The 22915-nt window shown below is 58.7% G+C and carries 22 protein-coding genes; 13 read left to right on the top strand and 9 right to left on the bottom strand.

Annotated features, from left to right (window positions below):
• Positions 1-146: 146 nt before the first annotated feature.
• On the top strand, positions 147-863 hold the full coding sequence (locus JNL86_13385; GenBank protein MBL8043902.1) for a hypothetical protein: 717 nt from the start codon (positions 147-149) through the stop codon (positions 861-863).
• Between the two features lie 387 nt (positions 864-1250).
• On the opposite strand, the gene JNL86_13380 is transcribed toward JNL86_13385, so the two are convergent.
• A complete protein-coding gene (locus JNL86_13380; GenBank protein ID MBL8043901.1) occupies positions 1251-1436 on the bottom strand; it encodes a hypothetical protein in 186 nt (61 codons plus the stop codon).
• 155 nt (positions 1437-1591) lie between these two features.
• Between JNL86_13380 and JNL86_13375 the strand changes: the two genes are divergently transcribed.
• Both JNL86_13375 and JNL86_13370 read left to right on the top strand, forming a co-directional pair.
• Positions 1592-2035, top strand: a complete 444-nt coding sequence (locus JNL86_13375; GenBank protein ID MBL8043900.1) for an S-adenosylmethionine decarboxylase — start codon at positions 1592-1594, stop codon at positions 2033-2035.
• A 50-nt stretch (positions 2036-2085) separates the two neighbouring features.
• Positions 2086-2430: an SCP2 sterol-binding domain-containing protein gene (locus JNL86_13370; GenBank protein ID MBL8043899.1), complete on the top strand. Its 345-nt coding sequence runs from the start codon at positions 2086-2088 to the stop codon at positions 2428-2430.
• Positions 2431-2886: 456 nt separating this feature from the next.
• Here the strand turns inward: JNL86_13370 and JNL86_13365 are convergent, their stop codons facing one another.
• The 5 genes from JNL86_13365 to JNL86_13345 form a co-directional block, all read right to left on the bottom strand.
• Positions 2887-6066, bottom strand: coding sequence for an efflux RND transporter permease subunit (locus JNL86_13365; GenBank protein MBL8043898.1), 3180 nt, complete (start codon positions 6064-6066; stop codon positions 2887-2889).
• An 84-nt stretch (positions 6067-6150) separates the two neighbouring features.
• Positions 6151-7344: an efflux RND transporter periplasmic adaptor subunit gene (locus tag JNL86_13360; GenBank protein ID MBL8043897.1), complete on the bottom strand. Its 1194-nt coding sequence runs from the start codon at positions 7342-7344 to the stop codon at positions 6151-6153.
• Positions 7334-7981 (bottom strand): TetR/AcrR family transcriptional regulator, encoded by a 648-nt coding sequence (locus tag JNL86_13355; GenBank protein MBL8043896.1) that lies wholly within the window; start codon positions 7979-7981, stop codon positions 7334-7336. The genes JNL86_13360 and JNL86_13355 overlap by 11 nt, the downstream gene beginning before the upstream one ends.
• 137 nt (positions 7982-8118) lie before the next feature.
• Entirely contained in the window at positions 8119-8655 is a 537-nt protein-coding gene (locus JNL86_13350; GenBank protein MBL8043895.1) for a hypothetical protein, read from the bottom strand.
• A 6-nt stretch (positions 8656-8661) separates the two neighbouring features.
• Positions 8662-9204 (bottom strand): hypothetical protein, encoded by a 543-nt coding sequence (locus tag JNL86_13345; GenBank protein MBL8043894.1) that lies wholly within the window; start codon positions 9202-9204, stop codon positions 8662-8664.
• 143 nt (positions 9205-9347) lie between these two features.
• Here JNL86_13345 and JNL86_13340 point away from each other — a divergent pair, with 143 nt between their 5' ends.
• From JNL86_13340 to JNL86_13315, 6 genes are all read left to right on the top strand, one after another.
• Positions 9348-9845 (top strand): hypothetical protein, encoded by a 498-nt coding sequence (locus JNL86_13340; protein ID MBL8043893.1) that lies wholly within the window; start codon positions 9348-9350, stop codon positions 9843-9845.
• The gene (locus JNL86_13335; protein ID MBL8043892.1) at positions 9842-10420 is read left to right on the top strand and encodes a sulfopyruvate decarboxylase subunit beta; all 579 of its coding nucleotides are present in this window, start codon (positions 9842-9844) and stop codon (positions 10418-10420) included. The genes JNL86_13340 and JNL86_13335 overlap by 4 nt, the downstream gene beginning before the upstream one ends.
• Before the next feature lie 66 nt (positions 10421-10486).
• Entirely contained in the window at positions 10487-11581 is a 1095-nt protein-coding gene (locus tag JNL86_13330) for an aminotransferase class V-fold PLP-dependent enzyme (GenBank protein MBL8043891.1), read from the top strand.
• Entirely contained in the window at positions 11578-12297 is a 720-nt protein-coding gene (locus JNL86_13325; GenBank protein ID MBL8043890.1) for a phosphocholine cytidylyltransferase family protein, read from the top strand. Before JNL86_13330 ends, JNL86_13325 begins: the two co-directional genes overlap by 4 nt.
• A gap of 135 nt (positions 12298-12432) precedes the next feature.
• On the top strand, positions 12433-13887 hold the full coding sequence (locus tag JNL86_13320) for a CDP-alcohol phosphatidyltransferase family protein (protein ID MBL8043889.1): 1455 nt from the start codon (positions 12433-12435) through the stop codon (positions 13885-13887).
• Positions 13880-14875 carry a flippase-like domain-containing protein gene (locus JNL86_13315; protein MBL8043888.1) on the top strand — a complete coding sequence of 332 codons (996 nt, stop codon included), beginning with the start codon at positions 13880-13882 and terminating at the stop codon, positions 14873-14875. Before JNL86_13320 ends, JNL86_13315 begins: the two co-directional genes overlap by 8 nt.
• A 71-nt stretch (positions 14876-14946) precedes the next feature.
• Here the strand turns inward: JNL86_13315 and JNL86_13310 are convergent, their stop codons facing one another.
• Complete coding sequence (locus tag JNL86_13310) at positions 14947-15954, bottom strand: alpha/beta hydrolase (protein MBL8043887.1); 1008 nt, start codon at positions 15952-15954, stop codon at positions 14947-14949.
• A gap of 105 nt (positions 15955-16059) precedes the next feature.
• Complete coding sequence (locus JNL86_13305) at positions 16060-16380, bottom strand: PilZ domain-containing protein (GenBank protein ID MBL8043886.1); 321 nt, start codon at positions 16378-16380, stop codon at positions 16060-16062.
• A gap of 216 nt (positions 16381-16596) precedes the next feature.
• On the opposite strand from JNL86_13305, the gene JNL86_13300 reads away from it, so the two are divergent.
• The 3 genes from JNL86_13300 (at position 16597) to JNL86_13290 (ending at position 20308) form a co-directional block, all read left to right on the top strand.
• Positions 16597-18603, top strand: a complete 2007-nt coding sequence (locus JNL86_13300) for a carbon starvation protein A (protein ID MBL8043885.1) — start codon at positions 16597-16599, stop codon at positions 18601-18603.
• A gap of 38 nt (positions 18604-18641) precedes the next feature.
• Positions 18642-19139 carry a YajQ family cyclic di-GMP-binding protein gene (locus JNL86_13295; GenBank protein ID MBL8043884.1) on the top strand — a complete coding sequence of 166 codons (498 nt, stop codon included), beginning with the start codon at positions 18642-18644 and terminating at the stop codon, positions 19137-19139.
• A 146-nt stretch (positions 19140-19285) separates the two neighbouring features.
• A complete protein-coding gene (locus JNL86_13290) occupies positions 19286-20308 on the top strand; it encodes a hypothetical protein (protein ID MBL8043883.1) in 1023 nt (340 codons plus the stop codon).
• A 25-nt stretch (positions 20309-20333) separates the two neighbouring features.
• Here the strand turns inward: JNL86_13290 and JNL86_13285 are convergent, their stop codons facing one another.
• A complete protein-coding gene (locus tag JNL86_13285; protein MBL8043882.1) occupies positions 20334-21377 on the bottom strand; it encodes a hypothetical protein in 1044 nt (347 codons plus the stop codon).
• 190 nt (positions 21378-21567) lie between these two features.
• Here JNL86_13285 and asnS point away from each other — a divergent pair, with 190 nt between their 5' ends.
• Positions 21568-22860 carry an asparagine--tRNA ligase gene (asnS, locus tag JNL86_13280; protein ID MBL8043881.1) on the top strand — a complete coding sequence of 431 codons (1293 nt, stop codon included), beginning with the start codon at positions 21568-21570 and terminating at the stop codon, positions 22858-22860.
• Positions 22861-22915 lie beyond the last annotated feature (55 nt).

Raw genomic sequence — 22915 nt, 5'->3', positions numbered from 1 at the left:
TTTCGACCAAGATGAGTTATGGCCTGTACTATCTCGGCCTCGCCGCATTTCTTGGTATCATGAGTTATGAGACGCACCTGTTGCTGCCGTCCGGGCGAGGCTAACCGGATCTTCCGCTCCAGTCACATCTCCCCAGGTTGGAAACGATGAATACGTGTACGGCCGAAGTGAGCCGCATTCAGGATCTGACGCATGACGTGCGGGCGATTGAGCTGCGCCTTCTAGACCCACCGACGCTTACCTGTAAAGCCGGACAGTTCGTTTCGTTCGAGGTGCCGAAGGAAGGGCAACCCCGTCCCGTGACCAGACCGTACTCCATTGCGTCTGCGTCGCCGCCGGAGCAGCAAGATCGAATCCTCCTTGTCCTCAATCTCGTTCAGGGAGGGCCCGGTTCGAGCTACCTGTTTAGCCTGCGTGAAGGGGAGCGGACGTCGTTCAAGGGACCAGCGGGCGCCTTTTATCTTCGGGACGACGGGACGAAGGATCTGTTGTTCGTCGCAACGGGAACCGGCATCGCGCCTATGCGGAGTATGATCCTGGCGCAATTGCAGCGGCAGCCGGATCGGCCGGTCACGCTGTTCTGGGGGCTTCGTAGCCAACGAGATCTCTACTGGCAGGATGAATGGGCTGCGCTGGCCGCGATCCATCCCCACTTTACCGTCGTGACGACGCTGTCTAGGCCGGAGCCGGGGTGGCAGGGAGCGACAGGGCGCGTGACGGCGTTGATCGATGAACGGATTGGATCCGTTGCCAATCTTGCGGTGTACCTCTGCGGGGGGAGCGCGATGATCAAGGATGTGACGGCCAGACTCCACGCCAAAGGATTGTGTCCGATCTACCGCGAAAAATACTACGACGAGTGACGGCCGATGAAAGAGGGCGCCAGCGGCGTTCTCGGTCGCACGCCTCCCTGCGACGTACAGTGGTGAAAGGGACTACTGGCGGGGTTTATCCGTTCGCCAGGTATATCTCAAGCGGCGAACGGGTCGAACGAAGTTTGGTTTGTACCTCCTCAGTCGTCATGCTTCCTGCGGCCTGCTGGACGACCTCTTTGATCGGCCTGGATGCCAGGTTACCCGAATAGGGCCGCCAACGGCGTTCTCGGGTCGTTCACTCCTTCGACGGACAAAAACAGGACGCCTCCATCATTCGCTAGTTGGGGTCTTGTTCGCGACCGCTTTGATGAGTCTGGCTACCGGTCACCTAAAAAAAGGGGGCGCTAGAATTATCCACACGGCGCGCCGAAGGAACTATTGGGCTTGTGGCGTTCGCTTGGTAGTGTGCTGAAAGACGCACTTGGGGCAGGTGTAGTGAACGAATTGGCCGCCGGCGACCAGGCGTTTGGTCATGGCCACCTTGCACCAGGTGCACAGGCGGTCGGGCAATTCAGCGGTCGGTGCTGAGGCAGTGGACTTGGTTGTGGATGTATCACTCATGGGCGGCATTCTCGCTAAGGGGTCGCAAGTTTGTCAATGCGCGCGCGGCGCGAGAAATTTCGGAGATAAATATTTACAGTGTTTCAAACGTTGAGTATAGTGCAAATACATGCTTCACCACTCCCACCACCCCCAACAGAAAGGTCGTATCGCATATGCACAACGCCGAAGGTGCCACCTCCGACGACATCTCATCATCTTCAGCCAGGATTGCTGACTCCGCGGTCCATCCGGACTCCGTCGGACCCGGCAAGGCCTGGGGCATTTGCACCTCCGTAGACCTCCACGATTGCATTCCCGAGCGCATTCGCGACGCCAAACAGATCGAAGCCTACGTGGTACAGCTCTGTGAATTGATCGAAATGAAGCGATATGGCACCTGCCAGATCGTGAATTTCGGCGAAGGGCGCGTGGCGGGCTACAGCATGGTGCAGTTGATCGAGACCTCCCTGATCAGCGGGCATTTCGCCAACGATACCAATAGCGCCTATCTCGATATTTTCAGTTGCAAGGGGTACGAGCCGACCGTCGTCGAAGAGTTCTCCAAGGCCTTCTTCGGTGCCCGTCGTTCAAGCCACCGGGCTATGTTGCGGTACTAGCCGAGTATGTACGCCCCGGCGGGGACGTATGCTCGCCGGGGCGCCATCGCATGACTCACTCTCAACCGAAAACAGTGCAGGCCTTCTTTGCCACGCTTCCTGGCAAGCTGGATCCTGAGGCGGCCGAGGGCCTGGATGTCGTCTACCAGTTCGATTTGAACGGGGCCGACGGCGGACAGTACCAACTCCAGATTCGAGATGGCGCCTGTCAGGTGTCTGAAGGGGTCCATCCGGACCCGAATGTCACGCTGGCAATGTCCGGTGAGGATTGTCTACGGGTATTGAACGGTCAGGTCAGCGGCACCATGATCGCGATGACCGGTCGGCTCCGCATCAGCGGTGATATGGGGCTGGCGCTTCAGCTGGCCTCGCTCTTCCCCAGTCTCCGTCCCTAGAAAAACCGCCAGCGGCGTTCTCAGTCGCACGTCTCCTTGCGACGTACAAGTGGTAAAACGGGATTACTGGTGGGGTTTATCCGTTCGCCAGGAATATCTAAAGCGGCGAACGGGTCAATCGAAGTTTGGTTTGTACCTCCTCAGTCGCCGCGCTTCCTGCAGCCTTGCTGGACAGCCTTTCTGAACAGCCTGCAAATCCCAAAACATAGGGCCACGCGCTTTCGAGAATGCTGTGATTCTGTGCCTTGTCGGGTTGACGGCAACCCGCAGGATGCGCAAAAAGGCCGTCCAGCAAGGCCGCAGTAAGGTCTGCGACGCGAAGAAGAATGAGCGTCACGTCTGCGGACGGGCGCGAGTCGGTGAGCGCCCAGTGTCCCAGGGCGAATCGTACTCTTGAGGTACGGTGAGCCCCTGAGCGACGCGAGAACGCCGCTGGCGGACTTTTTCCGTATCCTGCTAGCCCTGTTGTCCGGCCAACTCAGCTTCCGCCGGTGTCTCGCCCAGTTCTTCGGCTCGTCGTGGAAACCGTTCTTCCAGCATCGTGTAGACGGTCGGGACGAGAAACAGCGTCAGGATGGTCGAGACGGTAAGCCCACCCACCACCGCGCGCGCCAGCGGCGCGTTGGTTTCACTGCCGGTTCCAATTCCGAGCGCCATCGGGATAAGGCCCACCACCGTGGCGAGGGAGGTCATGAGAATCGGTCGGAGTCTGGTGCGAGAAGCCGTGACGACGGCGGTGGAGAGGTCGAGGCCGCGGCGTCGCAACACGTTGGTGTAGTCCACCAGCAGGACGCCGTTCGAGACGACGATGCCCAACATCATAATGATGCCCATCAAGGACGAGGTGGAGATCGTGGTGTTGGTGAGATAGAGGATCACGATCACGCCGGGAATGCCCATCGGCACCGAAAACATGATGATGAAGGGATCGATCAGCGACTTAAACTGTGCAGCCATCACCATGTACACCAGGATCAGGGCTAAAGCGCTGGCATACATGAGGCCCTCGAACGTCTCGCGTTGCTGCTGAATCTGCCCCGCCAGGCGGATGCTGAAGCCTGGCGGCAATTGCAACTGGGCAAATGCCGTTTCCAGGTCCTGAGCAATGGCGCCGAGATCTCGCCCGACGGGGTTGGCCGTGATGTGGACGACGCGCTGGAAGTATTTGCGCTCGATCTTCACTGGTCCGGCGTTCAGCTTGAGAGTGGCCAGGTTCTTTAGCAGGACCGGCTCGCCGTTTTTGGTCGTGAGCAACACATGCTCGATGGCGGTCAAGTCCTTGCGATGGTCCTCGGCGAGCCAGGCGCTGATGTAGTACTCATTCCCGTTCTGCGGATCGGTATAGATGATCGGGTCGGTCTGGCCGTTGCCGTTCATGGAGAACAACACGGCATTGGCGACGTCCGTTTCGCTGATTCCCAGGAGCGCGGCCTTTTCCCGATCCACCACCACGTTGACTTCGGGGTAGTTCTCTTCCCGGCTGACTTCGATGTCGGCCATGCCGGGAATCTTGTGCATGATCTCCTGGGTCTGCTGGATGACGGTGCGAGCCTTCTCGAAGTCGTAGCCGTAAATCTCCACGTCGATGGATTTCTGCGAGCCGAAACTGGTCACGCGTTTGACCAGGCCGCCCGGATCGAAAAACATCGCCACGCCGGGGAACAGTTTGATCACCGACGGCCGGACGGCATTCATAATTTCGACTTGGTTGCGCCGGCGTTTATCGGGAGAGGCCAAATAGACCGAAATGACCGAGGTATGCGGTCCCGTGTTGGGATTGAATAATGACGAGCGGCCTTGCGCGAGGACGCCTGTGCTGGAGGCAATCGCTTCGAGTTCGTCCGGCGGAATCTTCTCCCGCAACACCCGTTCGACCTCGGCGACCTGATCGACGGTTTTTTCCACCCGCTGCCCGACGGGCGCTCGCAAGACGATGCGGAACTGGCTTTCATCGGACACCGGCAGAAATTCGGTTCCGATAAACGGCAAAAGCGCGAGGGAACTGACGAAGAGCGCGACGACGGCGAACAACAGCGTGCGGCGATGGGCCAACACCCAACGCAGGCTGCGTTCGTACCCCTCATCGAGGGCTTCGTACCGGCGCTGGCTCCACTGCATGATGCGCACGAACCAGGAGGGCAGCGAGCGGTGCGCCTCCTGTTCCGACTTCAAGAAACGATAACAGAGCGCGGGGGTCACCGTCCGTGAGACGAAGAATGAAGTGAACAGGGCAATGGCAATCGTAAGCGTGAGCGGAATGAGCAGGAGTCGCGCGATGCCGACGATAAAAAACATCGGCAGGAAGACAACCACCGTCGTGACCGTGGAGGCGAAGATCGGCATGGCGACCTCGCGCGCGGCGTTGACGATGGCATCCCAGCGGTTCCGGTCGACATTCAGGTGGCGTTGAATGTTTTCCAATTCGACGATCGAATCGTCCACCAGACGCCCGATCCCCAGCGCCAAGCCGCCCATCGTGAAGACATTCAGCGTCTGGTTGGTGAAATACAACACGATGAACGTCACGAGAATCGACAGCGGGATGGCGACGGAGATGATCAACGTGCTGGTGAGATTTCTCAGGAACAGAAGGATCACCGCCGCCGCGAGCAGCGATCCGTGCAGTGCCTGCTCGATGAGGTTCTTGATCGATTGCCGGATGTAGATCGACTGATCGAAGGAAATCCCCAACTGCACGCCGGGGGGAATGCCGATCATTTTCGGGATGGCCTTCCGTAAGGCATCGACGACTTCCACCGTGTTGGCGATCGGCTGCTTATTGACGCGCAAATAGACCGACCGTTTGCCGTCCGTGCGGACGACGTTGGTTTGAATGTCGGATGAATCGGTCAGGACGCCGACATCCCGTACGCGCACGGGATTGCCACGCGCGTCGATCTTCACGACGACGTCGTTGATCGGTTCCACGGTTTTGAACTGGGTGTTGGTGAATACGTTGTAGTCGAGATTGCCTGCCTTGATGTCGCCGGACGGCAGGATCAGGTTGGAGGCCTTCACCGCCTTGACCACGTCGAGGATCGAGAGGCCGCGTGCCTGCAGCAACGCCGGATCGAGATTGATGTTGATCTGCCGGATCTTGCCGCCCTCCACCGTGGCGGCGGCGACGTTGGCGATTTGTTCAATCTGCGGGGCGATGGTGTTGTAGGCCAGGTCGTAGAGCGCCCGTTCGTCGAGGTCGCCGCCGGAGGCCGTCACGAAGGCGACCGGGATGTTGGAGACATCGAACTTGACGATGAAGGGCTGCAGAATGCCTGGCGGCAGGCTGTTTAAAATCTGGGTGATGCGCTGCATCACCTCCATTTGGCCGACATTAATATCTGCGCCCCAGTTGAACCAAATCTGGACGGCCCCGATGCCTTGCTTGGCGAACGACTCCACATGTTCGACGTTGGAGGCGGAACTGACCGCTTTTTCGATCGGATAGACGACGCTTTGTTCGATATCGAGCGGAGGTGCGCCCTTGTAAATGACCCCGACGAACGCGACCGGAACCTGAATGTTCGGAAAGAGATCGACCGGCAGGCGTTCCAGCGAGGTGGCTCCCAGGATCACCATAGCCAGGGACAACATCAGGATGCCGATGCGATTGCGGAGTGCGAGGAGTGTCAGCCACATAATGAATACGTGAACGGGGACACGCGAGATGTGACACGACGAGAAGTTGCCATCAACGGAGGAAATTCTTTCACGTGGTACCTGTTACGACTCACGTTTCACGGCATCCATCGGCTGCGTTTGGACGGGGATGCCTTCGCTGACGAGGTCTTTTCCGGAGACGATCAGGTGTTCGTCGCCCGCAAGGCCTTTCACCACTTCGATGCGGTTTCCATCGCGAGCGCCCAGCTCGACCGGCACTTGATGGGCCTTCCCTTCTTTGACGACATAGACATACTGTGATTCTTCGAGACGGCTTACTGCATCAAGAGGAATCTGTATCGCTTGGGAATGTTTCCCGACCAGGACCTCGACGCGAGCGAACATGCCGCCTTTGAGTCGATGGTCCTTATTCGGCAGATCGACCTCGACGGTCATGGTACGGGTGGCGCGGTTCAAGGCCTGGACGATGCGTGTGACCCGGCCCTCAAACACCTCGTTCGGATAAGCTTCGGCGCGGACGTCGGCGCGTTGCCCGATTTGCACGAGCGGCACATCCTTCTCCACGACTTCGATTAACGTACGGACGGTTTCGACGTCGTGCACGCTCAAGATGCCGCGCGAGACGGTGGACGTGCTGGCCGTGGTCCCGCTGACGTACGCGCCGGGATCGAGGTTGCGTTCGGCGATATAGCCGGCAAACGGGGCACGAATGTAGGAGTAGGCCAGATTGGTTTCGGCTTGGGCTAGCGCCACCGTCATCTGTTGTACTTGGGCGCGCAGGGAATCCTGTAACGCGACGGCGGCGTCGCGATTCACCAGGGCTGTATCCAGATCCTGTTGCGAGACAAACTGGTCTTTGATCAGTGCTTGCATGCGGTCGAGCGTGAGGGCGGCATTGCGCACCGCCGCATCCTGCTGGACGACTTTCGCTTTCGCCGACAAGAGATTGGCCTTGGCCTGATTGAGGGCATGGATGTAATCCGTATGGTCGATTTCGACTAACAGCTGACTAGCTTTGACCAGGTCCCCCTTATCGACATAGATCTTGGCAATGTAGCCGTCCACGCGCGAGAAAACGTTGACGAGCTGGTTCGGAATCAAATCGGCGGTATAGGTCAACCGTACGTCGAGATCCTGCTTGATGGGAGCCATCGTGCCCACGGTGAGGATCCGGTTCTTACGCGGGTCTGTCTTGGCGCCGCTAGTGAGGCGGAACGCGACCAATGCCGCCACGGCGATGAAGACGATGATGCCCAGGGTGACGATGGGATGTCGTCGAATCGGATTACCGGACACGGGTCAGGCCTCGCTTCTTGTCGGTGGATGACGGCTGGAGGCCCTTCAAAAACAGTTCCACATAGGTGGAGACAATCTCTTTGTGGGAACAGTGCAAGGGCACGTCGAAAATTTCATGCAGCAGCCGGTGGTGGACCACCATGCCGATGAACGCCCGCGCCGCCAGCAGGGGATCAATCGGGCGAAAGGCGCCTTCGTCGATTCTGGTCTGAATGTATCCGGCCAGATAGTCGTAGAATACCCGGTGTTGTTTCCCGAAAAACATATCCGCCAGTTCATGGCCCTCCAGCGCGCTGAAGAGCAGCAGGCGCAACATGGTGGGATCGGCTCCCGGACGGATGCGATAGCTGGCAATGAGGGTAAAAACCCGATGGTCGTCACGTTTGCGCGCAAATTCCTCCACAGCGCTCAGCAGTTCGCTCAGTGGAGCCTTTTCGGCGAGGATGGCCGTGTACAGCGCGCGTTTGGTCGGGAAGTACTTGAACACCAACGCTTCACTGACGCCGGCGGCTTTGGCGATTTCTTTGGTGGTGGTGCCTTTGAACCCCTTGGCGGCAAACAAGTTCGCGGCACAAGAAATCAGGCTGGCCTGGCGATCGTGGCTGGCGTTGCGGGAAGCGGCGTTCGTCGGGTTCACGTCATCCGTCGTCTGGTGAGTGAGTGATTACTCACCGCTCAAGGTATCATGCAACCACGAAATGTGACAAGGATCGTGGAGATTCTATTCACCGGTGGGTCAAGCCCACGGAGACAGGGCGCGCGGTACAAAATCGGTTAAGGGACGGGGGGCAAATTGCCTTCGTTCAACTTCACGCGAAACGCCTCGCTTTCGAAAAAAATCACGCCCTGGCTGGTTCGAAGATCATAACGAAGGATGATCGCGCTGTCTGGCCCCTGCCAGTTGAAGAACTTGACCGCGCCGCCGGCCATTTGACCGGGGGTTTGATCGATCGGGCCGAATTGTTGTTGCAGAAACGCTAGCAAGCGGTCGTGGGTTTCTTTGCCCGTGTACTTCACCATGACCCGGGCGAACTTGCCTTCGATCGTGCTGAACTTCATTGATTCGACCGTCGCCGGGCCCAAGGTCGGCGGTGTCGTCTTGAGTTCGAAGGTTTGCACTCGTCCCGCATCCTCGACCTTCACGAATTGATCCGATTCGGTGAAAGCTGTCCCCCAAGGAATGCCTTCAAACCCGTTCGGATCGTTTTGCATCGGGATAGCCAGCGCCGGCACCGCCTGCATCCACAGGGCGACGACCGCGATGAGCGTCATCAACCAATAGGATTGGGAGCGAGTGCTTCGTCTGTGCATGTCCGGTTACTCCGCGGTATCCGATATCCGGTCTTGAAACCGGGGGGCGAGGCTGCGGCTTTCGATAAAAATAAATCCTCGATCCCGGTTGGCCTCGTAGGTCAGGCTGATCTCCGTGTCCGGTCCCCGCCAGGTATATTGCTGGTTGAGTCCCCGCATCATCTGTCCGGGAAGCCGCTCGATCGTGCCATAGGTTCGTTCGAGATACTGCAACACCTGTTTATGGGCTTGGGCACCGCTATATCGAATGGTGACGCGTGCAAACTGAGCGTCCACGGTGGAGAGCAGCACACTGTCGACCGGGATTTCGGCATAGACGGGAGGACGATCCCGGAACGTGTAATCGATGGTGTGGGTGTTCTCGCGCGTCACTGTGAGGTCCGAGATGTCGGTGAGGGGCATGCCCCAGCGAAACTCGCGGTATCCGTGCGGATCATTCGCCATGGTGATGGCGGAGACCGGTATGACGAGACCGAGAAGCAGCAGGCCGGGCAGCAGGACCCAGCGAAGGAAGGGGGACGGCGACCATATCGAGCAGGCATCACGCATGGCGATTCAACGGATCTGTCGGCACGCTATCACGGTCGTTCCGGCGGCGGCAACTCGTGCGCGGCGTTCTTGTGAATGAGGGGACCCCTTGGCTATAATGCGCCTCTTGTGTCGGGGCCCGTCAGGAGACAGGAGCATAGTTCATGGTCGACAGTGATGTGTTCGTGCAGGCGCTCGAAAATCTGGGCGTCAATTTCTTCACCGGTGTGCCTGATTCCCTGCTCGGCGGCATCATCGAAGAGTTGCTCACGCGCAAGCTCTACACGTCGGCCGTGCGTGAGGACGAAGCGGTGGCCATGGCGGCCGGCGCCTTCATGGCTGGAAAAATCCCTGCCGTGCTCATGCAGAACTCCGGCCTCGGCACATCGCTCAACACGCTGCTCTCGCTCAATATGATCTATCGCCAACCCTGCATCTTGCTGGTCTCCTGGCGCGGCTTTGAGGGCAAAGACGCTCCGGAACATCTGGTGATGGGCGAAACCATGCCGCAATTATTGGATACGATGAAAATTCCGCACCGGACCTTGTCGGAACAGACGATGGCGGACGATCTCCGGTGGGTGGGCCAGACCTTTATGAAACAGCGGATTCCCGTGGCCCTCCTGATCAAAAAAGGCATCATCAAGGGGTTGCATCCATGAGACCGGAACAGGGAACGATGCAGAGCCGGGCGCAGGCGATGGCCGCGCTGCTGGAATTGCTGACAGATCAGCCCGTCATCATCTGCAATGGATTTCCGTCGAGGGAAGCCCAAAAGCTGGCCGATCGGCCCACGCATTTCTATATGATCGGGTCCATGGGGAATGCCGCAGCCATCGGTGTCGGCGTGGCGCTTTCCAAACCTTCCAAGAAGGTGATCGTGTTCGATGGAGACGGCAACGTCCTCATGGGCATGGGCACGCTTGCCACAGTGGGTGCGTTGCGGCCGAAGAACTTCGTCCATGTCGTGTTCGACAATGAAGTGTATGGCTCGACGGGGAATCAGCCGACGATCTCCAACGTCGTCCAATTGGAAAAAGTCGCGAAGGCTGCCGGATACGTGGCGGTCGAACGTGTGCTGGACCGTGAAGATCTCGTGTACGAATTCAAAGATATGTTGAAGAACGACGGGCCCAGCATGTTGCTCGTCAAGGTGAACGAGTTTGTCGAGGATGCCGGACGGATTGCGCTGGAGCCGCCGGCGATCACTGCGCGCTTCATGAAAGCCATCGAATAATTGCGGCGCACTGGATTTGAGTGGGCCCGTCCCGCTCCGTCTCAATCAACAGCCGGAGGTTGAACCATGATCCTTTTGAATCCAGGACCGGTCAATGTGAGCGAGCGGGTGCGGCAGGCCTTGTTGCGCCCGGACATTTGCCATCGGGAATCCGAGTTTTCCGACATGCTGCTGCGCATCCAGCAGAAGTTGCTCACGGCCTTCGTGCCCGGTGCGGAGTCCGAGTATGTGGCCGTCATTTTGACCGGGTCGGGCACGGCTGCGGTGGAATCTGCCGTCATGTCCTGCCTGCCGTTGGGCAAGCGCATGTTGGTGCTCAACAACGGGGTCTACGGGGAGCGCCTGTCCAATATGATCGGATTGCAGCGGCTCGGGGTGTCCGAACTCAAGTCGGAATGGCACGTCAGGCCTGATCCGGAACGGCTCCGATTGGCCTTGCGCCAACATCCCGAAGTGCATGCGGTGTCGATGGTGCACCATGAGACGACGACCGGTTTGATTAATCCGGTGAAAGACATTGCGGAAGTGGTCGACAGTCTCAACCGAGTGTTCGTCCTCGATTCCGTGAGCGGTCTGGCGGGGGAATCGATCGATATTGCCGGATCACACATCTATATGGTGGCGGGAACCGCGGGGAAATGCATTCAGGGGTTCCCCGGTGTGTCGTTTGTCCTGCTGCGCAAGGGATTCCTGGACCAGATGCGCAAATATCCGAAGCGGTCCTGGTATCTGACCCTGACCCATTATGTCGATGAACAGGGGCGAGGGATCGTGCCCTTCACGCCGGCCGTGCAGGTGTACTACGCGTTTGAGGAAGCCCTGGACGAACTGCTGGAGGAGGGGGTGACGAACCGCTTCCAACGGTATCGGCGCATGGCCACAAGAATTCGCGAGCGTATGGCGGGCATGGGCGTGCAGCCGTTTCTGCCGGCAGAGGTACAGTCGAATACGATTACCGCCTTCCATCTTCCGGACGGCCTCAGTTACGCCACGCTGCATGATCAGCTGAAGGCCCGCGGCTATGTGATCTATGCCGGGCAGGGACAACTGGAGTCGAAGATCTTTCGTGTCGCCAACATGGGGGCGCTCACCGAGGCCCAGATCGACGGATTTCTGGGTGCGTTCGAGGAAGTCATGGCGGGAGCGGCCGCGCGCGTATGAAGGCGATTATCCTTGCGGCAGGCGTGGGTAAACGTCTCTGGCCGGTGACCCAGCATAAGTCGAAATGCCTGATCGAGATCGGCGGGCAGACCTTGTTGTCCCGGTATCTCGAATCCCTCGCGGCGGTTCGTATCAGGCAGGCCACGATTGTCGTGGGATATAAACAGGACATGATCCGGGCTGCCGTGGGCTCGCAATGTCATGGGGTCGACATCTCCTATCTCGTGAACGAGGAGTTTCATCGCGGCAGCATTTCGTCATTATGGATCGCGAGACAGGCGCTGACCGACGATGTGGTCATCATGGATGCGGATGTGTTGTTTCACCGGGAAATCCTTCGCCGTCTGGTGGCCTCGCCCTATGAGAATTGCCTGCTGATGGACGATACCGTGAAACAGACGGGCGAGGAATGTATGGTCGTCGTACAGGGCGACCGCGTCATCGCCCTGAGCAAGAAAATGCCTGATCGGTACGATCTCGCCGGTGAAGGCGTGGGATTTCTCAGGGTACGTCGGGCCGATACGGCGCATGTGATCGCCTCGCTCAAGGGGTACATCGACGAGGGCCGCTGGGACATGGAATACGAGGACGGGTTGTTGCAGTATTTCCGTGACGTCAAAGTCGGGCATGAGAAAATCGGTGGGTTGCCCTGGACGGAAATCGATTTCCCTGAAGATGTGACGAAGGCGGAGCGGGAGGTTCTCCCCCGCCTATAGAACCACGCGCTCGATGCAGGTGACGCATGAAGTGCGACGCGTCCTCTGGAGAGAATCGACACCGTACGCTAGGGCTCTCAACTTCCCGTGTCTGCGTGAAATACGAATGACGAAAGACGAACGACGAGTCCAATCATGAGTGAAAGTACATTACAACGGGGCGCGGAACTGCAGGGATTGAGCACGGCCATCTTGTTGCCGGGCGCCGGTCTCTTCGGGGATCGCCCGGGCCGCGGTCTTGCCGACGTCGGCCCCTTGACCCACATCGGAGGATTGAGCCTCTTTCAGCGGACTGTGCTCACCTTGCAACGCGGGGGCATTCGCCAATTGATCGTCCTGGCCGGTCCCGATGAAGAGTTGCTCAAGCAAGCCTTGGCGCGTGGAGCTCGTGTGACGATTCCGGTCCGATGGATGCCCGTCCGGGAATTTCCGCTCGACGATCCGCGTACCTGGGAATCCTTGGCCGCTGAAGTCCGGGGGTTCTGTCTCGTGGCCGGAGTTCAAGCGGTATTCTCCAAGGGCTTAATCGAACATCTGCGCCAGACCGTGCGTGATGGCGAGGCACTGGTGGTGACGCGTGAAGTGGGTCCGGTTGAGTCTGTGGTCGGTCGTCGGAATCCGGTGGTCGCATTTCAGGAAGGGCGGCTGGTTTCATTCCACAATCAGCCCGGCCAGCAGGGGCATCAGGTCGCGGCCGACCTGGTGGTGTTGCCGGCCAGCATTTTGAACCCGCCCAGTGGGGCGGCTGCCCTCCAGGCGAGTGGCGTTACGGAAGGCGCCGGGATGACGCCCATGCGCCGCTGGCTCGAACATGCCGCCGTTGAAGGTCGTGTACGGGTGGTGGCCGCCGCGTCTCATGCAGGGCTCTGGTATCGCGAGGTGTGGGATCAGGCAAGCGCCGGCCAGGCAGAGCGGACGTTGTTCCGTTCGCTGAAGGGCGAGGCTGAAGGATTTGTCGATCGCTACTTCAATCGCACCTTCTCGCGGCTGTTGACGCGACTCTTTCTCCAACTGAAGTGCTCCCCGAATACCATCACGATGGTGGCGACCGCTGTCGGGCTCCTCGCCGCCGTCGGATTCGGCCTGGGGAGCTACACAGCCGGCATTGTGGCCGCGCTGTTGTTTCAACTCGCGGCCATTATCGATTGTTGCGATGGCGAGGTGGCGCGGCTCACCTTCACGGAATCCCCGTTCGGCGCCTGGCTGGATATCGCCATGGACAACGTGGTGCACATCGCCATCTTCGCCGGCATCGCCTGTGGGGCCTATATGCGCCAAGCCGATACGGCCGAGGCATGGGTTCCCTTGGCGCTGGGTGGCGCAGCCGTGTTCGGCAATGCCATGGCATTCTGGCTGGTCACCAAGGCACAAAAGATCGGCGCCACTCGAGGGTGGAACACACCGAAGCAGGCGGCCTGGTCCGACTTCATTTTGAAAAATGTGGCGAGTCGCGATTTTTCCGTGGTGGTCTTCCTCTTTGCCCTGCTGGATAAACTCGATTGGTTTTTGTGGATGGCCGCACTCGGCTCAACCGTCTTTTGGTTGATGATGGTGTGGGTCATCCGACCCTCGGCACGGGCCCGTGCTTAAAGCAGCCCTCCTTCTCCTCGGGGCGCTGACACTCTCGGCACTGGTCTGGCACATCGGCATCGGGCGTATTTACGATGCGGTGACGCAACTGGGTCCCGCGGCCATGGTGCTGGTCCTTCTTCCCTCTCTCCTGATGTATGTGCTCGAAGCCTATGGCTGGCGTGTGACGCTCGGCGCCTGGGCAAACGGCGTTCCCTTTTGGCGTATCTTAGCCATTCGTACCGCCGGAGAAGTCGTAAACATGACCACTCCTACGGCCTACGTGGGAGGCGAACCGCTGAAGGCCTACCTCCTCAGTCGCCAGGGCGTGCCGCTCGTAGAGGGCCTCGCTTCCGTGGTGACGGCCAAAACCACCATGACTATCGCCCAGATTCTTTTCATCCTTGCGGGCATCGGCCTGGGATTCTGGTTATTGGGCTCAGGCGGATCGGCCGGACAGACGATCATGGCAGGGTTGGTCAGCGTCGGCCTCCTGCTGTTCGGGGTCGGCGCCTTTGTCATCGTCCAACGGCAGGGCATGTTCGGGTGGATCCTGAATCTGCTGCGGCGCATCGGTCTGCGTATTCAGTTTCTGGAGGCGCGCGAACAGCAGTTGATCGAACTGGATCGTACCATCGCGGGCTTTTATTCCCATCAACGACAAGCCTTCCTCCTTTCGACGGGGCTGTTTCTGCTTGGCTGGCTGGCGGAAGCGCTAGAGGTCTATGTGATGGTGTTGTGCATGGGGCAATCCATCAACGTCTTGCCGGCTGTCGCGATTGGGGCGTTATCCGTCTTTATCAAAGGAGGGACGTTTTTTATTCCAGGCAGTTTGGGTGCGCAAGACGCAGGCAATCTGTTCCTGCTCTCCGCGTTCGGCTATGGCGAAGTCACGGGCATTACCTTCGCGCTCCTGCGGCGCTTTCGGGAGTTCGTCTGGATCGCGCTGGGGCTCGGCTGTCTGGCGATCATGACCAAAGGTGCCGATCCCTCTCTTTCCCGGGAATAACCATCACCCTCCCAAATAGTGCCAGGCTGCGGCAGCAGCCGTACGTGGGGAAATCCTACAGTGCGACTTCTTTACTTGAAGGTGGCTGTCCGGCGGGTGAGATCGATCATCTGGCGAACCGACTCGGCGACGAGCGACGGCTCATCGAATTGAATGAAGTGACTGCTGTGCTCGGCAAATACCTGGCGGCTCTTCGTCGAGAGTGTGGTCAGGTCCTGTTGCAGATCCATCCACATCTTTTTGAACTTCGCGGGATTCACCTGACCCGGCATATCCGGCCACCAGACCGGGCCCGTGGCTGTGATAATGACCAACGGAAGATCGCCCAACCGACCGCTGTGGCGCACCTGTTCCAGGGTTTCAATCAGTCCATCACTTTCGTCAGCGAGCGTGGACACATAACCGGTCCGCAGCCAGACGGTGCGCAACATTGGTCGAATCTCTGCGGGGACCTTCTCTTCCTGCAGAGTCAAGATCGGCGGCAGTTGGTCATATGAAGCTATCAGGCGCGTGATGCCCAGCATCGTCATGGCGCGAAAGACGGGCAGCATGGATTTGCCGGCGTTGGCGAATGATCGAAATTCTGCCTGACGCATTTCCAACTCATGTCCCGCATCAACCAGCACCATGCCGACGACTTCTTGGGGATAGTCGTGTTGGTAGAGCCGGGCGACCAGGCCGCCCAGAGAATGTCCCACCAGCACATAAGGCCCGGCGATGCCGGCGCGTTCCAGCAGGCAATGGAGTTCCTTCGCCATCCGTTGTCCCGTGCGCGGCAGCGGACCACGATCGCTCCACCCGAGACCGGCGCGATCATACGCGCAGACGCGTGTGGTTCGGGCCAGTTGCGGTTGCACCGTGCTCCAATACAACGACCATCCCGGCGCAGCCGCCTCCAGGATCACGGTCGGGTTTCCCGTCCCAAGGCAATAGAGATGCAGCCGCTGTCCGCCAATGTCGACCATTTGGCCTGGTGGCGGATACTGTTGCCGATCCAGCACCATGCCGACGATTTGGTAAACCGCACCGACGGTTGCCAGTGCGATGACCGTACCGAGGAGCCATGTGAGTGCGCGCATATGCGCATCATCCCCTGTAACCGGTTGCGGAAGCAAACGGCGCAGGGTAGGCTTGTTAAGGTTGCCGATGACTGATGACATGTCATCGAAGGCGCATTCGTCCGGTCAGGCGGAATAATGTTCCTGTAGATGGTCACGTTGAAAACGCAGGATGTATCTGACGAGGAGTTCCCGGTCTTGAGCGGTCATCCCCACGAAGCGAGCGTGGAGGCGATACATACCGCCAAGGAGCGGCAGTGGATCCATTCGCAGGACCTGGATAGAGGCCTTAAAGTGACCGTGATCGGGGAGGAGAAGCGTCAGGGACAGGACGTCACGGAATTTATAATCTGTGGTGACCATCACGCCGATACCTCCGGCGCTGAGGTTGACGGACGTCTCGGTTAACTCGCCTTCTGTGTCCTCTCCTGCGACCTGAATGCACATGGGGAGAAGAACGGTGATGCGATAAAATTCGCGGCGTTCTCGCCCGGATGGCTCTGAAGGCGTGGCAGGAGACATAGCTGAGAAAAAGTATAACAAACCCGGCGAGCGCGTTCTTGCTCAACCGTGCTGCACTTCCTGTTCGCCTACATGTTCAAGGCCTGGCACGTATGGTCTCACGTCGCCCCATCTCCTTGCGTTTGTGCTAGTATCCCGCGCATGAAAACAGCCTTGATTGTGCTCTGGATGCTGCTGTCGGTGCTCGCGGCGGTGGCGCTTGCCCATGTTGTCGGTATCATCAATCCCACCGAAAAAGTGAACGGGCTCTGGTTGGTCGTCGCGGCGGCTTGCATCTACGTCTTGGCCTATCGGTTTTATGGCCGGTGGTTGGCTCGGAAGGTGGTGCAGTTGGATGATGCGCGTCTGACGCCCGCCGTGAGGTTGAACGACGGGGTAAACTTTCATCCCACCAATAGAGTCGTCCTGTTCGGCCATCACTTCGCGGCAATTGCTGGGGCTGGTCCTTTGCTCGGCCCAGTGCTGGCGGCGCAGTTCGGGTTTCTGCCAGGTTTTCTCTGGCTGGTGATCGGTGCCGTTCTGGCGGGGGCGGTGCAGGATTTTATTATCCTGGTCGCCTCGATGCGTCGTAACGGCCGCTCGTTGCCGGAGATCGCACATGATGAACTGGGGTCCATTACCGGCACGGCGACAGCAGTGGCGGTCCTGTTTATTGTGGTGGTCGCGTTGGCGGGGCTCGGTTTCGCGGTGGTCAATGCGCTCTACCACAACGCGTGGGGTACCTTTACGATTGCCATGACGATTCCCATCGGGTTCATCATGGGGTTTTATCTTCAGAAGTTTCGACCGGGCGCGGTCGCCGAAGTGTCGGTGATCGGCTTGGTATTGCTGGTTGCGGCGGTTCTGTTCGGCCGGGTCGTAGGGCAGTCGTCCTATGCCTGGTTGTTCGAATTCGACAAACCGGCGCTGGTCTGGTTACTGGCCGGGTATGGGTTTGTCGCTTCGGTCTTGCCGGGCTGGATGTTACTGGTCCCGCGGGGCTATCTCTCCACCTTCATGAAACTCGGGGTGGTGTTCCTGCTCGGGCTCGGGGTGATTCTGATGGCGCCGACGATCGAGATGCCGCGGTTGACGACCTTCGCCCAAGGCGGAGGACCGATCATTCCCGGCACGCTGTTTCCCTTTCTGTTTATCACGATCGCCTGTGGCGCGGTATCGGGCTTTCATTCGCTGGTGTCCTCCGGGACGACGCCCAAGATGATCGAGCAGGAATCGCAGGCCGTGGTGGGATATGCGGCGATGTTGCTGGAAAGCTTCGTCGGGGTGATGGCGCTGATTGCGGCCTCGGTGCTGATTCCCGGCGATTATCTGGCGATCAATACGATGCTATCAGCCGAGACTCTAACAGCCATGGGCTTCGCGCCATCGCGCATTGCGGAATTGTCGCAGATGGTTGAGGTGAATGTGGCGGGGCGGCCCGGCGGCGCGGTCTCACTGGCTGTAGGCATGGCCTCCATCTTTTCGGCGCTGCCGGGCATGGCCGGGTTGATGGCCTACTGGTATCAGTTCGCGCTGGTCTTCGAGGCGCTCTTCATTCTCACCACGATCGATACGGGGACACGTGTCGCGCGGTACCTGATTCAGGAAATGGCGGGGCGGGTGTACGCGCCATTTCGACAGATGAATTGGTGGCCCGGCGTGTTGCTGAGCAGTGCGTTTGTCGTGGGTTCCTGGGCGTATTTGATTGGGACCGGAAGCATTTCCACCATCTGGCCGATGTTCGGCGCGGCCAATCAATTGCTGGGCACGCTGGCGCTCTGTATCGCCACGACGGTGTTGATCAAAATGTGGAAGTCGCCCTACCTCTGGGTGACGGCCATTCCCATGTTGTTCGTGGGAGCGATTACGCTGGCCGGCTCGTATGAGATGTTCTGGATGTTTCTGGCGAAGGCGGCAAAATTGGCGGCGGGGCAAGCGTTCGCGCTCTATCTCGATGCCGTGCTCGTCGCGGTGGTGGCGATCCTGGGGATCGTCGTCTTGAGCGACAGCATGAAGCAGTGGTATGGGTATGTGATCCTGAAGCGGCCGTTCAGCAGCAGCGAAGTCATCGCAACCGCCGGTGGTGGATCCGCAGGTCGCGCGCAGACGGCGATTCATCGACATGACGAGCGCAAGTTCATGCTACCGCCAGGCGGCGGCTGCTGTTAAGCACGGGACGATCGACGGAAGCCTAGAAGGAGGACATCGTGGCTGACCAATCATCATTCGATGTGGTGTCGGAAGTGAATATGCAGGAAATGAAAAACGTCGTCGATCAGGCGACCAAGGAGATCAAGCAGCGGTTCGACTTCAAGGACTCGAAGACCGAGCTAACGTTAAAGGAGAAGGAAAAGGAACTCGTCGTGTTGTCTGACGACGAATATAAGCTCAATGCCGTCATTGAGATCATCAAGAGCAAGTGTGTGAAGCGCGGCGTCTCCTTGAAGGCGTTCGACTATGGCAAAATCGAAGAGGCGCTCGGGGCCACCGTTCGCCAAGTGATCAAGATTCAAAGCGGGATTTCTTCGGAGAAGGCCAAGGAGATTACCAAGGTCGTCAAAGAATCCAAGCTAAAGGTGCAGGCGCAGATTCAGGGCGAACAGGTGCGGGTGATCAGCAAAAGCAAGGACGATCTGCAAGCGGCCATTGCGTTTCTTAAAGGAAAAGATTTTGGGATTGATTTGCAGTTCACCAACTACCGCTAGCCTGGGGATGGTGAAACAGGCGCCCAGCTTCGTTCTCGCTTCGATCAGAGGCTCAACGTACAAGCACAGTACGCCTCGCCTCTTCCCTCGCTGCGGCCTCGCTGGGCGACCTGTTTGACCATCCCCTGTGGATCCGCGGTTCAAGCATGACCAAATTTCTTGCCTCTATGTTCCTGCTTGCCGGTCTCTTCCTCGGCGGTTGCGGCGGGAGTGATCCGATCGTCGTCATTCAACTCCATCCTACGAATCCCGACATTCTGTACATCGCCACCAACGACTACATTTACAAATCGCGGGACGGCGGCAAAACGTGGAGTAATCTCTCAAAGGGGATGAGCTACTCTCGCGTGATCGCGATGGGGATTGATCCGCTCTATCCCGCCACGATCTATGCGGGTACGAAGGGCGATGCGGTCTATAAGAGTTATGACGGCGGCCAGCGTTGGACTTCAGCGCGAACCGGTTTGGACGACGCGACCATCTCATCCGTGGTCAATCAGTTTGTCTTCGATCCGGCGGACGATAGCCATATGTTCCTGGCCACCACCATGGGCGTGTTCGAATCGAAGAACGCCGGGGAGCGGTGGGTCAAGAAAATGGAGGGCATGAAGGAAGTCTTGATGGTGGTGACGCTCGGGATGGATCCCGCACGCCCCTCGGTGATGTATGCCGGCACCAGCGGCGGCGTCTATAAAACGAGCGATCAGGGGGCGCATTGGCTGCAAGTGAATAACGGTCTGGTGCCGGAGGGGATGGTGAAGACGTCGCGTGCGCTCGGGGTGACATCGGTGCAGGTGGACCCCTTCGCGCCGGACACGGTTTACGCGGCGACGCTGGCCGGGCTCTACAAAACCACCAACGGTGCCGCGTCCTGGGTGCGCATCGGGGAGTCGTTGCAAGATCAAATGATCGTGGCGATGGTGCTGGATCGTACGCGTGCGGGAGTCATCTATCTTGCCGGACGGGATGGCATTCACCGGAGCGAGGATGGTGGCCTGAACTGGACGCCGTTGAACGACGGGTTCACGACCACGAATATCCGCTCGCTCGCGCAGAGCGCGACGGATGCCAAGGTGTTCTATGCCGGGACGAACGGCAGTGGCTTATACAAAAGTCTCGATGGGGGGGCGCATTGGGAACCAATGCCGTCTGTATTCCCGAAGGAATAGCCGTTCGTGATCTGACGGGAGTCCGCTACCGGCGGGATTGATTGTTGAGGGACGAGTCGCCGATTGAGGGACCGACGCCGCGCAATTGCACCGATGAGGAGCCGTCCTCGTTTTCGCTGCCGCCGATTTCGAAGCCGGACGCGTTCGGCAACGTCGTGTCCTGGGTTTGCGTGCCGACACGCTCGGGCAACACGGAGTCTTTGAGGCTCTCGCCACGGCGAGGGCGCAGGGATTCGTTGACGTTGCTGTAGGGCGAGACGGTGTCTCCGATGTCGGCGCCGAAGCTCGGGTTGAGGGAGCGGTTCAACTGCGAATTCTCGATGTCCCCGCCGATTCTTGTGGGAATGGTAGTGTCCTGAATCTCCATTCCTGTCGGGGCGGACGCTGCAGGTCGTTTCGGTCGGAGATCATGGGCTATCGCCTCGCGTTCGTCTTCGATCCGCCGTTCTTCTCTCCCGCGCTGCTCGTAATCCAGTGAGTCGAGTTTTTCGTATCGCGTGATGAGGCCCTTCATCCGGGTTCTGAGTTTCTTGAGATCATCCCGCGCAATGGCGACCGTGCCGACGATTTCGCTGAGAGTCCATTGCCGAGCAAAGGTGCCGAGCTTTGGAGATTGGCCGGGGCCCCCGCCCAAACCCGCTGCACCGCTTCCCACGCCGAATCCCGCGCTGTTGTAGATGCCTTTTTGTTGGACCGACATCAAAATGTGATTGGACTGTTCCAGGAGTTCGTCGATGCGATCGAGGGAATCCCATTCGCTCGCGCAGCAGTCCAGAAACTCACGGTAGTCGCGAGTGAATTTCGAGGCTTCATTTTGAATGTCGATGATCTTGAGGGGTTCTTTTGAGGTGGAATCGTTGCGTTCCTCTTGGTTGAGTGAGGTCGCTTTCTTCTCATCGCGATCCGCATCGTACAGCGCAGTGCAACCGGCGTCAGGTGTGGCGGTAATGCGCTTGTCGGCCGCGCGATTTGGGCACCAGTAAATCTTTCCAGGCTGGTTGAGCGGGTTGTCAGATCTAAACTCTCCAGCTTGTGCCGCTGGCAGAAAACCCACGAGGAGCAGCCCCATGAACAATGATGCAAAGGAGTGACGAGAGCGTCGGACATTCGTATACATCGTGATTTCGATGATGCCCCGCGAAAGACATTGTGTCAACGAAAGGGAGGAATTGTGATGCGCTTGAAAAGCCCGAGGCTGTTCGTTACCCTCCTGCATAATCGAGATCTCTCATGTTCATACATAGCGAAGGGAAATGCCCATGCCGGTGATCTATATCGACGAAGCTGCGGCCCATGCAGGGCAGGAAGTGACGATACGCGGCTGGCTCCGCAGCCGGCGAGATAAGGGAAAGCTCCATTTTCTGACTGTTCGGGATGGGACCGGCGATATTCAGGCGGTGGTGAGCAAGGGCGCGGTTGGCGAGGAGCAGTTCGCTCATTCGGCTGAGCTCACACAGGAGTCGAGCGTCGTCCTGACCGGCACATTGCGGCAGGATGCGCGCGCGCCGGGCGGGTATGAACTGGATGTATTGCGTCTCGCGGTCTTGCAAGTGGCGGAACCATTTCCCATTCAGCCGAAAGAACACGGCACAGGATTTTTGATGGAGCATCGGCACCTCTGGCTGCGTTCCAGCCGCCAGCATGCCGTCTTGCGCATTCGTCACGAGATTATTCGCGCCTGTCGGAATTTTTTCGACGATCGCGGGTTCACGCTGGTCGATGCGCCGATCTTTACGCCCAATGCCTGCGAAGGGACGACGACCCTGTTCCAGACGCAGTATTTCGACGAGACGGCATATTTGACGCAAAGCGGCCAGCTGTATAGCGAAGCCACAGCCGCAGCATTTGGAAAGGTCTATTGCTTCGGTCCGACGTTCCGCGCGGAAAAATCCAAGACACGCCGACACCTGATGGAGTTTTGGATGGTCGAACCGGAAGTGGCGTTTGCGGAGTTGCCGGACATGATGGATCTCGCCGAGCAGTTCTTGTCGCATATCGTGGCGGCGGTGCTGAAGACGCGTCGTGCAGAATTGCAATTGCTGGAGCGGGATATTGCCAAGCTGGAGCGTGTGACGACGCCGTTTCCACGTATTACGTATGAGGAAGCCATCGACATGCTTCAGCGAAAAGGACTCTCGGCAAAATTGGGAGATGATTTTGGCGCGGAGGACGAAACCATTCTTTCGAAAGAGTTCGATCGCCCCGTCATTGTGCATCGATATCCCGCTGCGCTGAAAGCCTTCTATATGGAAACGGACTCGGCTCGCCCCGATCTCGCGCTCTGCATGGACGTGTTGGCTCCCGAGGGGTACGGCGAGATCATCGGTGGAGGTCAGCGCATTCATTCCCATGAGAAATTACTGGCGCGTATCCGCGAACATCATCTGCCGGTCGACGCGTTTCAGTGGTATCTGGATCTTCGTCGATACGGTTCGGTGCCGCACGCCGGTTTTGGAATGGGTATTGAGCGGGCGGTGGCCTGGATCTGTGGGCTTGAACATGTACGCGAGACCATCCCATTCCCGAGAATGCTGTACCGGTTATATCCCTAGCCTGCATGGTTCATGAGCGGTTCTGGTGCCATTGACGCTGCACTGCCGCCACGGG

The organism is Nitrospira sp. (assembly GCA_016788885.1).
Classification (GTDB): Bacteria; Nitrospirota; Nitrospiria; order Nitrospirales; family Nitrospiraceae; genus Nitrospira_A.
This window is presented reverse-complemented; position numbering and strand designations above follow the sequence as displayed.

Excerpts from the sequence above, each read along its gene's own strand:
- JNL86_13345 (MBL8043894.1), bottom strand. The coding sequence starts at position 9,204 with ATGCGTGATGCCTGCTCGATATGGTCGCCGTCCCCCTTCCTTCGCTGG.
- asnS (MBL8043881.1), top strand. The coding sequence starts at position 21,568 with ATGCCGGTGATCTATATCGACGAAGCTGCGGCCCATGCAGGGCAGGAA.
- JNL86_13335 (MBL8043892.1), top strand. The coding sequence starts at position 9,842 with ATGAGACCGGAACAGGGAACGATGCAGAGCCGGGCGCAGGCGATGGCC.
- JNL86_13385 (MBL8043902.1), top strand. The coding sequence starts at position 147 with ATGAATACGTGTACGGCCGAAGTGAGCCGCATTCAGGATCTGACGCAT.
- JNL86_13350 (MBL8043895.1), bottom strand. The coding sequence starts at position 8,655 with ATGCACAGACGAAGCACTCGCTCCCAATCCTATTGGTTGATGACGCTC.
- JNL86_13285 (MBL8043882.1), bottom strand. The coding sequence starts at position 21,377 with ATGGGGCTGCTCCTCGTGGGTTTTCTGCCAGCGGCACAAGCTGGAGAG.
- JNL86_13365 (MBL8043898.1), bottom strand. The coding sequence starts at position 6,066 with ATGTGGCTGACACTCCTCGCACTCCGCAATCGCATCGGCATCCTGATG.
- JNL86_13370 (MBL8043899.1), top strand. The coding sequence starts at position 2,086 with ATGACTCACTCTCAACCGAAAACAGTGCAGGCCTTCTTTGCCACGCTT.
- JNL86_13310 (MBL8043887.1), bottom strand. The coding sequence starts at position 15,954 with ATGCGCGCACTCACATGGCTCCTCGGTACGGTCATCGCACTGGCAACC.
- JNL86_13340 (MBL8043893.1), top strand. The coding sequence starts at position 9,348 with ATGGTCGACAGTGATGTGTTCGTGCAGGCGCTCGAAAATCTGGGCGTC.
- JNL86_13305 (MBL8043886.1), bottom strand. The coding sequence starts at position 16,380 with ATGTGCATTCAGGTCGCAGGAGAGGACACAGAAGGCGAGTTAACCGAG.
- JNL86_13330 (MBL8043891.1), top strand. The coding sequence starts at position 10,487 with ATGATCCTTTTGAATCCAGGACCGGTCAATGTGAGCGAGCGGGTGCGG.
- JNL86_13380 (MBL8043901.1), bottom strand. The coding sequence starts at position 1,436 with ATGAGTGATACATCCACAACCAAGTCCACTGCCTCAGCACCGACCGCT.
- JNL86_13300 (MBL8043885.1), top strand. The coding sequence starts at position 16,597 with ATGAAAACAGCCTTGATTGTGCTCTGGATGCTGCTGTCGGTGCTCGCG.
- JNL86_13325 (MBL8043890.1), top strand. The coding sequence starts at position 11,578 with ATGAAGGCGATTATCCTTGCGGCAGGCGTGGGTAAACGTCTCTGGCCG.
- JNL86_13375 (MBL8043900.1), top strand. The coding sequence starts at position 1,592 with ATGCACAACGCCGAAGGTGCCACCTCCGACGACATCTCATCATCTTCA.
- JNL86_13320 (MBL8043889.1), top strand. The coding sequence starts at position 12,433 with ATGAGTGAAAGTACATTACAACGGGGCGCGGAACTGCAGGGATTGAGC.
- JNL86_13290 (MBL8043883.1), top strand. The coding sequence starts at position 19,286 with ATGACCAAATTTCTTGCCTCTATGTTCCTGCTTGCCGGTCTCTTCCTC.